Source organism: Lysobacter brunescens, assembly GCF_042677005.1.
GTDB classification, from domain to species: Bacteria; Pseudomonadota; Gammaproteobacteria; order Xanthomonadales; family Xanthomonadaceae; genus Lysobacter_I; species Lysobacter_I brunescens.
This window is the reverse complement of sequence record NZ_JBHTIF010000001.1, coordinates 2,603,078-2,618,999: the sequence shown is the minus strand read 5'-3', so window position 1 is coordinate 2,618,999 and position 15,922 is coordinate 2,603,078. Positions and strand designations below refer to the sequence as shown.

Genomic DNA, 15,922 nt, shown 5'->3' with positions numbered 1-15,922 from the left:
CAAATCCATTTGGTTGTTGTGATTGATTCGATACGCGGCGAGGTACGAGCACATGTGCCCGCTTTCAGCCCTCACCGCAATTCCGACACCGACTGCCACTCGCCGGCATCGTCGCGGAAGCGCCAGAACAGCCAGCCATTGGTCGGGCGCCCGGTCACTGCCGATGCCGCTGCGCTGAGCGAACTGTAGGCATGGCCTTCGTAACGCACGCTGCCGTTCTTGTTGAAGACGGCACTGTAGACCTGTCCCTTGTACACCGCACGCAGCGCCATCGCTTTCGGCGGGCAGCTGGTCTCGCCGGTCGCGGTTGTCTTGCGTGCTCGCGTGCGCGTTGCGGTGGCGGGTTCGCGCGCGGGTGCGCTGCGCGGCCTAGCGAACATCGATTTGCGCTGCTCGGCATCCTGCTGGCGCATCGCTGCCTGCAGTGCCCGCTGCTTGTCGGCGGCGCCCGGCAAGCGCCCGACCTGGCCGTTGCCCGGCGGCCTGAACACACGCAGCAGCAGCGATTCCAACGGCTTGATGTGCTCGTCTCGCGAGGTGAGGTACACGCTGAAGCTGTCCCAGGCGCCGGCATGGCGGTCCTTCTGGTGCTGCTTCATGCGGCGCATCAGGTCCGTGGCGAGGCCGACGTAGTACAGCGTGTCGCCGTCGTACAGCGCGTAGAGCCCGGCATGGCCACGGATCAGTTCCTCCACCTGCTTGCGGTAGCGGTCTTCGAGGATGTCGCCGGACATCTTCTCGATGAATTCGCGGACGAGGATGTCGGTCTTGCGTGCGGGCATTATCGTTCCTCGTCAGCGGATCATGACTTCAAAGCACATGCATTGGTGAATCACCAGCGCGCAAACCTGAACTCTACTTACGCAGATCATTCAATCGTCCGTCGCAATTGTTCTTCAACGGAGACACCCACAGTGTTCCTGTCCGTTGCCATCAAGAACACACACCGCCCACCGCTGGCCGACGCCCAGACTTGGCCGATAGTGCGCTTCTCTCGCGAATCATCGTTGCTGAAACGATCGCCGCCCTTGTATTCGATGACGAACAAACGGCCATCGTCCAATTGCGCAACGAAGTCGGGGTAGAAGCGGTCGGTCGATGTCGGCAGCCAGAACGCATGCGATGGCTGTCTTTCGAGATTGCGTACCCAGAAGCGCACTTGCGGCAACTGGTCCAACGCAATCGCACAGGCAGTTTCCTCAGCATCGATCTCGGGCTTGAGTTCGCCGGGCCTCGGATAATAGTGCCTGCGGAAGCGATACTTGCCTTCGTACAACCAACGAGCAGGATAGGCATGCGGGTCGAACCGGAACGAGAAGTGCTCATTCAATGTCGGCGCAGCGGCAGGGGTCGCCAGGCTTTGCTGGAAGGCAGTCCGTCGCTGCCCCCTGAGCAAGGCATCCAGCCGCTCCGAAGCCGCATCTGCCACGGAATTCAAATGCCGCAGGAGATAGGCAAGATCGAATCCGGCCAAATCAAGACTGTCTAGCAAGCGACCCAACCACGCAATCATGTCGGGCTGCAACAGAGCATCGCGGCGCAGCCGGCGATCAAGCGCTCGGATGAGGGTCTCGCGACTGACACCCTCGTCGCCTTCATCCAGATCAAGCCGATATTGAGCGTGGTCCTCTCGGATGCCCAACTTGCCTTTTTCGATATCGATAAGGTATGGCTTCACTGCCTCTTCCCGGCGCAGATCAGGCAGGTCGGCAGGCAGGCCGGTAAGCGAGTAATCTGCGAGCTCGGTCAACAACTCCGGCTCATACAGCATCAGCTCGCCTTGCAGCGGGATCGCCAGCATGGGGACCGCTGCGAACACTTCGCCGCGCTGGCTGGGTGCCTCGGCAGCCTCGACGTGAACCTGATGCCGCTGTAGCACCCGCATCGCGGCCTCTCGAACTGCCTTGTTGCGCGGCAAGCGCTCCACCGCTGCCTCGATGAGCTCGGCTGTCAACGCGCCGGTCACAGTCATCGTTGCCGGCGCCCCGCCTTCAATGGCAGGCGTCATCCGTACCTGATCGGGCAGCGCCTGTACGAGGGCTGCCATGGCCTCTACGTGTTTGGCTTCCACCTCGAAGCTGGTTTCCACCGCCAGAGGTTGCGGCGCCTGCGGCGTAAAGAGATCGCCACCATCCAGCGACGGCTGGACGTATCGCGCGGCCGCCATTTCCTCGAAACCCATGGAAATAAGCCGGTCGGTCAGCTGTCCTGCAACCAGTGCGGTGCTTGGCCCGCACACATGCGCATAAGCACGGTTAAGAACCTCTGCCGTACGCCTGCGCGCATATGGCATACGCAGCACGCGCCCAAGCAACTGCTCCATTCTTGTGTTCGACCGAATGTTCTGCGCGGTACAGAACACATATGCGAACGAACAATCCCAACCTTCCTTCAGTGCTTCGACGGTGATGATGAAACGGATCTGGCAATCACGCTGGAACAAGTCGACGCCGTCCAATTCACGGCGACTACCTGTATGGATAGCGATCTGCGATGCCGGAATGCCGTGCGCATCAATGAGATGCCTCTGCAGCATTTCAAACGTGACCTCGCCCCCCCTGTCTTCCGCCTGAAACAGCGCGATCGGACGAACATAATCGACCTCGCTGCTTGCCGCCTCTTCCAGACGCGCTCGCGTCAGAACCGCATCACGCACCGCTTCGTGCCAATTTGGATGTGGCGCCAACACGATCGGCAACTTGATCATGTCTTCGGCCTTCAACGCCTCAGCCGATACGTGATAGAGCACGTTTTGGCCCAACGCTGGCGTAGCCGTCCACTCAATCACGCAAGCCGGCCGGATGCGCTCAAGAACGGCGAGGGACAAGTCGCTCTGCGCGTTATGCGCTTCGTCCATGATCACGATCGGCCGATGCCATGCCAGAAGATTTGCGAAGCTTCGCTTAATCTTGCCGATGTCGGCCTGCGACAAGTATGGCTGCGCAGCAAGGTCCGCTTCGCTCACACGTTCGAAGATCGGCGCATCCGGCGCGTCGGCGAAGTGAGGCTCGAAATCTTCCCGATACGCATAGGCGTTCCGCCCCTGGGTCTTGTCCACGCGAAGCGTCTGGATCGTGCCCACCAGAACGATGGCGCGTTCGCCGAAGTCGTGGGCACGCAATTGCCCGGCGTCCGCGATGTCCAGCACGCTGAGCCGCTCGGCAGGCCAATATCGCAGCAGGGCATCACGGTAAGGGTGACCTGGCGTCTTCAGCGCCTCGATCGTTTGTATGCGAATCGCGTCGCTGGGGACCAGCCAGAGTGCCAACGGCGCTGAAGTCCCCGCGTACAGACGCGCGGCGCGCTCGACGGAGTGGGCTGCCATCAGCGTCTTGCCGCCGCCGGTCGGGATGCGCAGGCAAGTAACCGGGATTTCCGGTTGTTCATTGGAGAACACGCGATACGGCAACAGCGGTGCCTGCTCGCCCAACGCCTCAAGACGCGCGGCGGTGAAAGCCTTCTGCATCTCATCGGCAGTGGCACAGCCGCGTGCGGCGACGAGGAAGGCGTCCAGTGCGGCCAGTGCATCCTGTTGATACGGCTTGAGGGTCAGGTCCATGTCAGCCCCGGCGGATGTCGTAGGGAATTTGCTTGAATGTGATTTCGAACCGCTTCAGCGTGGCCGGGCCAAGGCGACAGGCCTCGCCGTAGATCAGCCACGGACCGGAGTGCTCCGGAAAACATGCCCGCAGCTCTTCGAACACCGCATGGGTCAAAACATTGCCGGCTTGTGGGCGCCGATCTCCGAGCACGCCGTTGTAGAGCAGCGCCACCGCAGTCTCGCCGTGCACACCGAGGATAGGCGATGGCATTTTCCGCGCACCCGACGCCGGCGCATCGCCCCATGGGGTGCGCGTATGCAAAAACCAAAGATAAGCAGCGAGCGGAGCAAAGCTCACGTCCTCACGAATGCGCCCCTCGGCATCGAACACCGGCTCACCCAAGCGCATGAAGCGAAATCCTCCGCCCCCCTGCCAGCCCACTGTCTGGGAAATGCCTGTTTGATCCCCTGCAACAACGTCCGAAAGTCGTAAAAAACAGTGAGTTTCCGCCTGCGCTCCTGCCTCGATACCAATCCAGTTCCGCGCCATTTTATGCGCAACAGCCGCAGCTGTCCCGGAGCCCAAGAAACTGTCGAGAACAATATCTTTCTCTTTTGTCGAGATCCTAAGAATCCTAGCTAGAAGCGCCTCAGGCTTTTTTCCTCTTCGAAAATCTACCCCACCTTCATTTGCGAGATCAGCCTTCGGAATATCTCTATGTGGCCAGAAATCGGAAAGCTTGCCCGTTCGAACCACCTCCCCCGCTTCGACCTTTGCGGTATCCGACAGCCATACGACGATTTGTTGACCTACATAGTAGGTAGTGACATTTTCACCCTTTGCTCTACCACGCGAAACTAAATAATCTGCTGAATACAGACCATCCCCACAAAGGGACATGATCTTGTTCTGAAATTCGTTCTCCGCCTGCACACTTGTAAGTCTGAATATTTTTGGAAAATTCTCAACGTACTCATTAAGAATTTCATCTTTTCTCTCGTCGAATTTCCTAAGAGAGATGGATGAAATCTGGCAGGATGCATGCCGATATATAACGACATCCTCTCCAGTAGAGGGAGCTTTAAACCTCGCAACCTCTTCTCTCACGCCAGCATCGACCATGACCTGGTTGTACCGCTTCATATCTTTCTGCTCAAGCGGTCCCGCCCCAGACAAATCATGGGCGACAAAATTTTTCTTAGATTTCGCATAAGCAAGAATTCTTTCGTGAGTATTTACCAAGAACCCCCCGCCCTGCCCAAGACCCGAAACACCGGATCTTTCATATGCGATATCTCCGAGAAAATTAACCCGGCCAAAAACTTCATCCATTGCAACCTTAAGGTAATGCACCTCATTGTCGTCGATAGTCACCCAGATGCTTCCGTCTTCGCTCAGAAGTTCGCGCAGCAGCACGAGACGGGGATACATCATCGACAGCCACTGGCTGTGCTCCAGATTGTCATCGTAATGTTCAAACGCACTCTTGGTGTTGTAGGGCGGATCTATAAACACGCATTTCACCCGACCGGCATACAGCGGCAGCAGGCTCTTGAGCGCGTCGAGGTTGTCGCCCTGGATCAGCAGGTTCTCGCTGCCGGGCTCGCCCACTTCGGCGACTGGTTGCAGCAGGCGGTATTGAACGTGGCGCGCGGCACGGCGGGCCTTCTGGTCGCCAAGCCAATTCAATTCGGGCATTGCAGTGTCTCGTGATGACGCGAAGGGCACAGTCTATCCGCCCAGACAGACGCAAGCGAACACCGCCAGGCACCACTGTTCGGGTCGATATTGACCCTCCCCGCCCCCTGCCCTACAGTCGCGGCAGGTGCTGAACACACCTTCATTAGCTAGGCGGAATACCGCACCCGACAGACAGGCGGTTTTTTTGCGCCCATCGTTTCCGTATGCGTGCATACGGCGGGCAAGTTTCACCTATGGCCGGGTGTCCGCAGCGATACAAGACCCTCACGGGGAAACCTGCGGGCGGGCCTAGCACCGTGTTCAAGCACCCGGCCGCCCTCTCTTGAACAAGAGGGCGAATTCGAACACTCACAACGCTAGGAAATCCACATGCCCAGGACCACCCGCCGGCGCGCTGCGCCGTTGCCTGCCGTGGCGGCTGCGCCCGTTGCCAGCCCCGCGCCCGTTGCCTCGACCGACGAGGCCCATCCCGATCGCCAGACCACGCTGTACGGCACCGCGCGCGACCTGCGTCGCGACGGGTTCCGCACGGGCACGCGGTGGTCGCCGGTGCTGCGCCTCAGCGGCCGGTGGCTGGCGCGGGCGGGGTTCGACATCGGCCAGCGTGTCCGCGTGCGCGTGGATGCGGGGCGGCTGGTGATCGAGCCGGCGGGCTGAGCCCCGCGCCGACGGCCCGGCGAGGGCGCTTGGACCGCCATCGCCGGCCCTGCGAGGGCCATGCGTGCCGGTGCGGGGGCCATCGTTGCCCCTCGAAGGGCCATGCGTGGCGAAAAAAGCGGCATCGATGGCGGTCCGAGGGGCAGCGTTGCGCCTCGAAGGGCCGACGTTGCCGGTCGACAGGCGCAGCGATGGCCAAAAAAGCGCCATCGCTGGCCCTCGAAGGGGCACGCGTGCCGCTGGAAGGGCCGAGGTTGCGGCTTCGGCGGCCACGGTGTGGCGAAAAAAGCGGCATCGCTGGCGGTTGGAGGGGCATGCGTGGCCGTTTGAGGGGCAACGTCGGCGCTCGGAGGCGCAACGGTGGGGGTTGGAGGGGGCGTGGGGGTGCGGAAGAGCTCGGGCCTGAAGGCCCTCCTGCAAGGCTGGGCGCGGCGGCTGCGCCACCGCGCAAATCCCCCCGCACTCGCTGCGCGAGGTCGGCCCCCTTTTGCAAAGGGGGCGATGTTCAAGGGGGCGATGTGCGGCGTCGTTTGCAAAGCAGGTCCCTCGCGTTCGCTCGGGATGACAGGGCGTGCGCGGCATGCGGGGACGTATGGAATTTCTTGTGCGCGAAACGTCGGGACGCGAGGCATCCGATTGATCTGACAGGTGTTGGCGGCCGGAGCGATTGCCTACACTGCGCAGGCTCGCCCGAGAGGGCCAAGGACAGGATGGTCATGCAGTCACCCCCGCGATCACTCGGCCTCTGGGCGCCCTTGGCGCTGGCACTGCTGTCGGCCTGTACGTCCCCGCCCGGGCTGTCCCAGCCCCCTGCCCCGGAGGGCGAGTTGTCGGCGTTCCTGCCTCCAGGCACCAGCCTGAGACTGGCCGAACGCGGGGACATCGACGGGGATGGCGACCAGGATGCGGTGATCGTGCTCGACGCCGGGGATGGCGCGGCCCGCCAGCCGCGCACGCTGCTGCTGTTGCGTCGCGACGCGGACGGCCGCCTGCAACGGGCGATCGAGAGCCCGAGAGCGATCAGCTGCCGTCGTTGCGGCGGCATGATCGGCGACCCGCTGCAGGGCATCCGCATCGCGCCGGGCGCGATCACGCTGCGCTTCGAGGGCGGGTCGCGCGAGATGTGGTCGAGCGAATTCGAGTTCACGCCGGTACCCGGCGGCGAGTGGCGGCTGACGGATGTGACGCATCGCGGATCCGACCGCGCCGATGGCGGGAAAAGCACGGAACGCACGCTGAGCCGCGAAGAAATCGGCGAGGTATCGCTGGCCTCGTTCGATGCCTCGGAATTCCCTGCGGATGCGTTGCCTTGAGGCGACGCAACAGATCGAAGACAGCAGTTTCCGCCGACAAGGATCACGGCCATGCCGACCCAGAACGAAATCGACATGCTGCGCGCAGCGCGGGCAGCAGGAATCACCTCCCGTGAGGAAATGGCGAACTTCATGGGCCAGATGGGCCATGAATCGCAAGGCTTCACCCGTCTGGAGGAAAGCTTCAGATACACGCAGGGCATCCAGCAGATACCGGTGGAGTCCGCGATGCGGGAAGGCGCCGAGGCATTGGAAGCGGCTCGACTGGAAGCGTTGCAGGGTCGGCCGCAGGAGCTGGCGCGCCTGATGTATGGCGGGCGGATGGGCAACGACGATGTCGCAGACGGCTACCTCTATCGCGGCCGCGGTTACACGCAGTTGACCGGCGAGAGCAATTACCGGGATGCAGGGCGGGCGCTGGATCTCGACCTTGTGGGCAACCCGGCGCTCGCCGCGGATCGCGGCAACTCCCAGCGGATCGCGATCTGGTACTGGCAGGATCGGGTGCCGGTCGCGGATCGCGATGATGTGTCGCGCGCGACGCGCGCCATCAATGGCGGCGACAACGGCCTGGAAGACCGACACAACCGCTACGACGCATGGCATGCCGTGCTCACGCCGGAATTCGTTGCCGACCTCGATGCGGGTCGCGTGCAGGCAGGCCGTGGCGTGGCACCTGCAATCGGCAGACCGGCAATGGAGGACGACGCCCTGCGCCGGCTCGAACGGGGCGCCGAGGTCCGCGAGCTGGTCGGCGACCTGCGCACCTTGAATGTGCGCGATGACCGCAATCGTGCAATTCCTGATGGCCAAATCTTCACCGAACGCGTGGAGCAGGGTGTGCGACGTTTCCAGCAGGGGCATGACCTGCCGGTCACCGGGCGCGCAGATCCCGCAACCCTGGAAGCTATCGAGCGTGCCGTGCAGCAGAGACCGCAGGAACCCGCCCCCGCGGCGGAAGGCCCGCGTGCGCCTGGCCCGGTTGTTCCTCCACGCCAGGGCGCCGCGATGGAAGCACTGCCACTGAACGATCCAGGGCACCCGAATCACGACACCTATTCGTTCTTCCTCGATTTGACTCGCGAGCGCTGCACGGCAATGGGTATCGCGCCGAGCGCGAAAGACGAAGTCCTCGCGGCGGGACTGACGTCCGTCGCGTTCGATCGTGGACTCGTCAACGGCGTCGGGTTCGCAAGATTCAGCGCGGATGGCACGCAAGTGGCGATGTCGGACACGAAAGACCCCAGCGCCGAGTGGGCAAGGACAGGGGTCGGCAAGGTCGGAGAATTGCTGCAGCAGTCCATAGATGACAGCAGCCGGATCGTGGCTGACGTCAATCAGGCGCTTGCACAACAGCAGGCGCTTGCGCAGACGCAGTCACGAGCCGAAACGCAGGAAGGCCCGGTGATTCGCGGGCCATCGATGGCCTGAGTGGCGGTTTATCCAAAATTTTTCAGGATCACCTGGTCGTGGCCTGAGGGAGGCGCGGCGGCTGCGCCACCGCGCAAATCCCCCCGCCCTCGCTGCGCGAGGTCGGCCCCCTTTTGCAAAGGGGGCGATGTTCGAGGGGGCGACTTTCAGGAGGACGATGTGCGACGGGGCGAATGGACAGCAGGTCCCGACCGATCTTCGTGCGTTCGCCCCCACCCCGGCCCTCCCCCGCGCGCGAGGGAGGGAGCGATTCGGCATTGTTCGTAAAGCAGGTCCCTCGCGTTCGCTCGGGATGACAGGCGTCGCGGGTGCTGCGCTCAGGGATTGAGCTGCCAAAGCGTGCCGTTGAGGAAGGCGGCGAAGCTGACCCAGGCGATGTAGGGGACGAGCAGCCAGGCGGCGAGGCGGTGGATACGGTGGAAGCTGATGATCGTGGCGAGGATGGCGAGCCAGAGCAGGAGGATTTCGGCGAAGGCGACGCCGGGCTGCTTGAGGCCGAAGAACAGCGGGGACCAGGCGGCGTTGAGCACGAGCTGGACCAGGAAGAGCGTGAGCGCGCGGCGCTGGCGGGCGAAGCCGCCCTGCTGCCAGACCAGCCAGGCGGAGACGGCCATCATCACGTAGAGCGTGGACCAGACGGGGCCGAAGACCCAGGTGGGCGGGTGCCATTCTGGTTTGTTCAGTGCGAGGTACCAGTCGCCCGGGGGCCACCATGCTGCGGGCACGGCGCTGGCGAAGCACAGGAGGATCCAGCCGAGGAGGACCGGCCAGCACCAGCGGACGGGTTGGGGCGTTGCGAGGGATGCGTTCATGGCGGGCGTCCTGCAGGTGGAAGGTGGATGTGCTGCGTGCGGTGGCTCGGGGACAGCTTACGGGCGCTGGTTCGGGACGGATGCGGAGGGCATGCGGGGGTGTATGGGGAGCGCGGCCATCGACATCCCGGGAAAAGCTCGGGCTTGAAGGCCCTGCTACAAAAGCGGAGGGATGGGCGCGATTGACCGGCCCGACCATCCGGGCCACCCTTCCGCCTTCGGCCGGGACGGCCGGGCAACCGGGGAGTGAGGCATGGCTGTGGCGAAGTACGCGGGGTGGGCGCTGTTGTCGCTGTTCGCGGCGTTCTGTCTGGGCACGGTGGCGCTGTCGCGCGGGGAGACCATCAGCGCGTTCTGGGTGGTCGCGGCGGCGGTGTCGATCTTCACCATCGGCTACCGGTTCTATTCGAAATACATCGCGGAGAAGGCGCTGGGCCTGGACCCGACGCGGGCGACGCCGGCGTGGCGGCGCAACGATGGCCTGGACTACGTGCCGACCGACAAGCGCGTGCTGTACGGCCACCACTTCGCGGCGATCGCGGGTGCGGGGCCGCTGATCGGTCCGGTGCTGGCGGCGCAGATGGGCTACCTGCCGGGGATGCTGTGGATCCTGTTCGGTGTGCTGCTGGCCGGTGCGGTGCAGGATTTCATGGTGCTGTTCCTGTCGGTGCGCCGCGACGGACGATCGCTGGGCGACATGATCCGCAGCGAGATGGGCAATGCGGCGGGCAGCGTGGCGATGATCGGCATCCTCGCGATCATGGTGATCCTGCTGGCGGTGCTGGGCCTGGTGGTGGTGAAGGCGCTGGCCGTGAGTCCATGGGGCACGTTCACGGTGGCGATGACCATCCCGATCGCGCTGCTGATGGGCGTCTACCTGCGCTGGCTGCGACCGGGGCGGATCATGGAGGTGTCGATCATCGGCCTGGTCCTGCTGCTGGTGTCGATCTGGCTGGGCGAGTCGGTGGCGAATTCGCCGACCTGGGGCCCGGCGTTCACCTTCGACGGCAAGGCGCTGGCGTGGATGCTGATCGCCTACGGTTTCGTCGCCGCGGTGTTGCCGGTGTGGCTGCTGCTGGCGCCGCGCGATTACCTGAGCACGTTCCTGAAGATCGGCACGGTGCTGCTGCTGGCGATCGCGATCGGTGTCGCGATGCCGGAGCTGAAGATGCCGGCGTTGACCAAGTTCGTCGACGGCACTGGCCCGGTGTTCTCGGGCTCGCTGTTCCCGTTCCTGTTCATCACGATCGCCTGCGGTGCGGTGTCCGGCTTCCATGCGCTGATCAGCAGCGGCACGACGCCGAAGATGCTCGACAACGAGCGCGATGCGCGGATGATCGGCTACGGCGGCATGCTGATGGAGGCCTTCGTCGCGGTGATGGCGCTGATCGCGGCCTGCGTGCTCGACCCGGGCCTGTATTTCGCGCTGAACTCGCCCCCTGCCCTGATCGGCACGACGGTGGAATCGGCGGCGCAGACCATCTCGGGCTGGGGCTTCGTGATCACGCCGGAGATGCTGAGCGCGACGGCGGTGGAGATCGGCGAATCCACGGTGCTGTCGCGCACCGGCGGTGCGCCGACGCTGGCGGTGGGCATGGCGCAGATCCTGCACGGCATGGTCGGCGGCAGCGGCATGATGGCGTTCTGGTACCACTACGCCATCCTGTTCGAAGCGCTGTTCATCCTGACCACGCTGGACGCCGGCACGCGCGTGGCGCGCTTCATGATCCAGGAAGTGATCGGCACGGTGTACGCGCCCTTCCGCCGCACCGAGAGCTGGACCGCGAACATCGTCTGCACCGGTCTGGCCGTCGCGGGCTGGGGCTGGTTCCTCTACCAGGGCGTGGTCGATCCGCTGGGCGGCATCAACACGCTGTGGCCGCTGTTCGGCATCGCCAACCAGATGCTGGCGAGCATGGCGCTGATCTTCGTGTGCGTGGCGATGGTGAAGATGAAGCGCACGCGCTACCTGTGGATCCCGGCGCTGCCGACGGTGTGGCTGCTGGTGTGCACGATGACCGCCGGCTGGCAGAAGCTGTTCCATCCCGATCCGAAGATCGGTTTCCTGGCCAACGCGAGCAAGTTCGGCGATGCGCTGGCGCGCGGCGAGGTGCTGGCGCCGGCGAAATCGCTGAAGGACATGGAGCGCATCGTCTTCAACAACCAGCTCGATGCCGCGCTGTGCGTGCTGTTCATGGGCGTGGTGGTGCTGATGGTGCTGTTTGCGATCCGTGCGATGCTCGCCGCGCATCGCGCGCAGGGCCCGACGGCGCAGGAAAACGCGTATGTCGCGCTCGATGCCGTTCGCTGAGCGCGTCCGCGCGCTCTGGCGTTTCCTGGCCCAGACCGGCCGCCTGATCGTGGGCGTGCCGGACTACGACGTGTACCTGGCGCACATGCGCCGGGTGCACCCGGACCGCGAGCCGCTGGACCGCGAGGCCTTCTTCGCCGACCGCATGCAGGCGCGCTACGGGCGCGGGGCTTCGCGCTGCTGCTGAGGCATGCGCTTGGCCATCGCTTTGCACACACCTTGGCGGCTTTCGATCCGATCGACGGGCGCATGACATCGGCAGGGTAGCCTCCTTGCGACTGCTCCCAGCGTGGCCCAGCAACCGTCGCGCAGCCGGCCCCGCCGCTGCGTCCCCATCGTCCCTTCACGAGACCCCGTGATGCGCAAGCTTCAGTCGCAGACCCAACGCAATGCCCGCCTGCCCGCCCTCCTCTTCGCACTGGCCGTGGCCTGGCTGCCGACGACGGCGCTGGCCCAGCGCACGCCGGATTTCGCTGCATACACGGTGCCGGCCGAGGGCGCGGTGGTGGTCACGATGCGCCAGGGCGGCACGCAGGATCGCGCCTTCCTCGATGTGGATCGCGCCAGCGGTGGCGCCTTGTCGCGTGCGGTGGCCTCGGCGGCGTTCGAGGGCAAGCGCGGCACGAGCCTGACCCTGCACGGGATCGGGCCCTTCAGTCAGGTGACGGTGATCGGGCGCGGCGAGGACGCAATCACGCCGCGCCTGCTGGAGGACATCGGCGCCCTCGCCGGCAGCGCCGGGGCGTCGAGCAAGGCGCCGCGCATGGAACTGCTGTGGCCGGAGGCAGGCATGGCGGCGGGCGGTGCGCACCTCGCCTTCGGCGCGGCGCTCGGCGAATACCGGTTCGGGATCTACAAGACGGAAAGCGGCAACGCGCCGAAACCCGGACAGGGCGCGCTGGTGGTCCGCATCAGCGACCCGGAGGCCGCGCGCTCGGCGTGGACATCGCAGTGGCGCCCGGTCGCCGACAGCGTGCGCTTCGCCCGCGACCTGGTGACCGAGCCGGCGAACGTGATCTACCCCGAGAGCTTCGTCGACCGCACGCGCGCTGCGTTTGCAGACGTACCGGGCGTGGAGATCGAGGTGCTGGACGTGCCGGCGATGGAACGCCTGAAGATGCAGTCGCTGCTGGCCGTGGGCCAGGGCAGCGCCCGGCCGCCGCGCCTGCTGGTGGTGCGCTATCGCGGCGCTCCAGCTGGCGAAGCGCCGGTGGCCTTCGTCGGCAAGGGCATCACCTTCGACAGCGGCGGCATCTCGATCAAGCCCGGCGAGAACATGTGGCGCATGAAGTACGACATGACCGGCGCGGCCACGGTCACCGGCACCGTGCTGGGCTTGGCGAAGCGTCGCGCCAAGGTCAACGCGATCGCGGTGGCGGCGCTGGCCGAGAACATGCCGTCCGGCAACGCCGCGCGACCGGGCGACGTGATCCGCACCATGAGCGGCAAGACCTACGAAATCATGAGCACCGACGCCGAGGGGCGCATGGTGCTGGTGGATGCGATGTGGTTCGTGCAGACCCGCGACCGGCCGCGCGTGCTGATCGACGTGGCCACGCTGACCGGTTCGGTGTCGACCGCGCTGGGCGACGAATACGCGGGCCTGTTCAGCCGCGACGACGCCCTCGCCGACGCCCTGCTGTCCGCCGGCCGCGCGTCGGGTGAGGAGCTGTGGCGCCTGCCGCTGCACCCAAGCTACGCGAAGGACCTGGAATCCCCGATCGCCGACCTGCGCAACGGCGGCAGCAGCGGCCGGGCCGGCGCCGGCGTGGGCGCGCACTTCATCGGCGCCTGGGTGCAGCCGGGCGTGGCCTGGGCGCACCTGGACATCGCGTCGATGGCATGGCGCGACGACAGCGCCCTGCCGACGATGCCCACCGGCGCATCCGCCTTCGGCGTGCGCCTGCTGGACCGCTACGTCCGCGACCATATCGAAGCGGGGCGCTGAGGGCCCGGCGGCGCGCGCGGCCGCAGCCACCGCGACGTCCGGCACGGTCGGTTTTTCGCGAAATGCACTAGGATCGGGGGTCAGCCAGGGGCCGTAGCTCACTGCCCCCGGCGATCCAGACCTGATCCGTACGTGCAACATCTTCCGGGGAACCACATGCTTCGAACTCTTCTTGCGCTCGCCCTCGTCGGGGCTTCGCAGATCGCCCATGCCGCCGAACCCGCCGACATCCCGGTGCAGGATTTCGTGCGCCATCCCACCTACAGCAGCGTGCGGATCTCGCCCAACGGCGACTACCTCGCGATGACCGTCGACCGCGAAGGCCAGGACGTGCTGGTGGTGATGCGCACCAAGGACCTGGGCATCGTCAAGGTCAACACCCTGCCCGACGAAAAGAGCGTGAGCCAGTTCCACTGGGTCAGCCCGACGCGGCTGATGTTCAGCTCGATCAGGAAGTTCGGCCGCTTCGCGCAGCCCTTCGGCACCGGCGAGTGGTACAGCGTCAATGCCGACGGCAGCATGCCGCGCGTGCTGAACTTCGCCAAGCGCGATGCGACGCCGACGCAGGCGCGTTTCAGCCTGCTCGACAACCCGCAGAACGAAGACGGCAAGATCCTGATGACGATGAGCTATCCGCGCTCGTCGGAAGGCGTGAACACCGAAGTCGTGCAGGTCGACACCACCAGCGGGCGCTGGACCAGCATCGGCCGCGCGCCGCGCGAGAACTGCGAGATGGCGCTCGACAAGGACAAGGCCGTGCGCTACGCGGTCTGCTACGACGACGAGGACGCGCAGGGCAACTACGACCAGAGCAACGAGCTCTACCGCCGCGGCGACGACGGCAAGTGGACGCTGATCAACAGCTCCAAGTCCTCGGGCAAGATGCTGTCGGTGATGGGCACCTCGGGCGACGGCCGCATCTATGCGACGCAGAGCGACGGCAAGGCGCCGGAAGCGTTCGGCGTGATCGATTCGGCGACGGGCGAGTTCAAGTCGCTGTTCCAGGATCCGGTCTCCGAGCCCTCGACCTACATCACCTCCGCCGATCGCGAGACCGTGCTGGCCGTGGTCACCGCCGCGGGCAAGCCGAAGATCACCGTCATCGAGGACGAGCATCCGGACACGGCCGTGTACGCCTCGCTGGCCGAGGCCTTCCCGGACAGCTTCGTGAACTTCAGCAGCGCCACGCGCGACGGCAAGCAGATCGTGGTGTCGGTCAGCAGCGACCGCAATCCGGGCGATCTGTACCTGTACGACCGCGCCACGGGCAAGGCGCGCTTCCTGATGCGCAACCGCCAGTGGATCGACAGCAAGCGCATGGGCACGGTCAAGCCGATCTCGCTGACCACCCGTGACGGCCTGAAGGTGCATGGCTACCTGACGATTCCCAATGGCAGCGACGGCAAGAACCTGCCGATGATCGTCAACGTGCACGGCGGCCCGATCGGCCCGCGCGACGACTGGGGCTTCAACTGGGAAACCCAGCTGTTCGCCAGCCGCGGCTACGCGGTGCTGCAGGTGAACTACCGCGGTTCCGGCGGCTTCGGCAAGGCGTTCTCGGACAAGGGCTACGGCACCTGGGCCACCGACATCATGAACGACATCATCGATGCCACGAAGTGGACGATCCAGCAGGGCTACGCCGACAAGGACCGCATCTGCATCTACGGCGGCAGCTTCGGCGGCTACGCCTCGATGATGGCCCCCGCGCGCGAGCCCGGCATGTTCAAGTGCGCGTTCGGCTACGTGGGCGCCTACGACGCCGAGATCCAGATGACCAAGAGCGACACCAGCGAGTCCGAAGGCGGCCGTCGCTACATGCTGCGCGCGCTCGGCAAGACGAAGGAAGAACGCGCCGCGATGTCGCCGGTGAACCACGCCGCCAAGATCAAGATCCCGGTCTACCTCGCCGCTGGCGCCCGCGATGCGCGCTGCCCGCCCGAGAACACCGAGGCGATGCAGAAGGCGCTGATCAACGCCGGCAATCCGCCGGAGGGCATGATCATCCAGAGCGGCGAAATGCACGGCTTCTACAAGGAAGAGAACAACCTGAAGCTGTACACCGAGATGCTGAACTTCTTCGCGCGCCACATCCGTGGTCGCCCGGCAGGCACCGCACCGGCGACAGCCTCCAAGTAAGAGGCTTCGCCAGGCAACACGAAAACGGGCCGCATGATGCGGCCCGTTTTCTTTTTGCACGTTCGCGC

At 64.9% G+C, this 15,922-nt stretch carries 11 protein-coding genes; 7 read left to right on the top strand and 4 right to left on the bottom strand.

Going from position 1 to position 15,922, the window contains the following annotated elements; all coding sequences use genetic code 11:
- Positions 1-71 precede the first annotated feature (71 nt).
- From ACFQ0E_RS11650 to ACFQ0E_RS11640, 3 genes are all read right to left on the bottom strand, one after another.
- Positions 72-782, bottom strand: a complete 711-nt coding sequence (locus tag ACFQ0E_RS11650) for a GIY-YIG nuclease family protein (RefSeq protein WP_386823819.1) — start codon at positions 780-782, stop codon at positions 72-74.
- A gap of 86 nt (positions 783-868) precedes the next feature.
- Positions 869-3,559, bottom strand: coding sequence for a DEAD/DEAH box helicase (locus tag ACFQ0E_RS11645; protein ID WP_386823817.1), 2,691 nt, complete (start codon positions 3,557-3,559; stop codon positions 869-871).
- 1 nt (position 3,560) lies between these two features.
- On the bottom strand, positions 3,561-5,240 hold the full coding sequence (locus tag ACFQ0E_RS11640) for a site-specific DNA-methyltransferase (RefSeq protein WP_386823815.1): 1,680 nt from the start codon (positions 5,238-5,240) through the stop codon (positions 3,561-3,563).
- Positions 5,241-5,612: 372 nt separating this feature from the next.
- Between ACFQ0E_RS11640 and ACFQ0E_RS11635 the strand changes: the two genes are divergently transcribed.
- From ACFQ0E_RS11635 to ACFQ0E_RS11625, 3 genes are all read left to right on the top strand, one after another.
- Positions 5,613-5,900 (top strand): SymE family type I addiction module toxin, encoded by a 288-nt coding sequence (locus ACFQ0E_RS11635; RefSeq protein ID WP_386823813.1) that lies wholly within the window; start codon positions 5,613-5,615, stop codon positions 5,898-5,900.
- A 716-nt stretch (positions 5,901-6,616) separates the two neighbouring features.
- Positions 6,617-7,213, top strand: coding sequence for a hypothetical protein (locus ACFQ0E_RS11630; RefSeq protein WP_386823811.1), 597 nt, complete (start codon positions 6,617-6,619; stop codon positions 7,211-7,213).
- Between the two features lie 51 nt (positions 7,214-7,264).
- The gene (locus ACFQ0E_RS11625; RefSeq protein ID WP_386823810.1) at positions 7,265-8,644 is read left to right on the top strand and encodes a glycoside hydrolase family 19 protein; all 1,380 of its coding nucleotides are present in this window, start codon (positions 7,265-7,267) and stop codon (positions 8,642-8,644) included.
- Positions 8,645-8,961: 317 nt separating this feature from the next.
- Here the strand turns inward: ACFQ0E_RS11625 and ACFQ0E_RS11620 are convergent, their stop codons facing one another.
- The gene (locus ACFQ0E_RS11620) at positions 8,962-9,456 is read right to left on the bottom strand and encodes a TspO/MBR family protein (RefSeq protein ID WP_386823809.1); all 495 of its coding nucleotides are present in this window, start codon (positions 9,454-9,456) and stop codon (positions 8,962-8,964) included.
- A 253-nt stretch (positions 9,457-9,709) separates the two neighbouring features.
- Here ACFQ0E_RS11620 and ACFQ0E_RS11615 point away from each other — a divergent pair, with 253 nt between their 5' ends.
- From ACFQ0E_RS11615 to ACFQ0E_RS11600, 4 genes are all read left to right on the top strand, one after another.
- Positions 9,710-11,767, top strand: coding sequence for a carbon starvation CstA family protein (locus ACFQ0E_RS11615; protein WP_386823808.1), 2,058 nt, complete (start codon positions 9,710-9,712; stop codon positions 11,765-11,767).
- On the top strand, positions 11,742-11,954 hold the full coding sequence (locus tag ACFQ0E_RS11610) for a YbdD/YjiX family protein (RefSeq protein WP_137853383.1): 213 nt from the start codon (positions 11,742-11,744) through the stop codon (positions 11,952-11,954). Before ACFQ0E_RS11615 ends, ACFQ0E_RS11610 begins: the two co-directional genes overlap by 26 nt.
- Positions 11,955-12,125: 171 nt before the next feature.
- A complete protein-coding gene (locus ACFQ0E_RS11605) occupies positions 12,126-13,715 on the top strand; it encodes a leucyl aminopeptidase (RefSeq protein WP_386823806.1) in 1,590 nt (529 codons plus the stop codon).
- 156 nt (positions 13,716-13,871) lie between these two features.
- Positions 13,872-15,854: an alpha/beta hydrolase family protein gene (locus ACFQ0E_RS11600; RefSeq protein ID WP_386823804.1), complete on the top strand. Its 1,983-nt coding sequence runs from the start codon at positions 13,872-13,874 to the stop codon at positions 15,852-15,854.
- Positions 15,855-15,922: the final 68 nt, after the last annotated feature.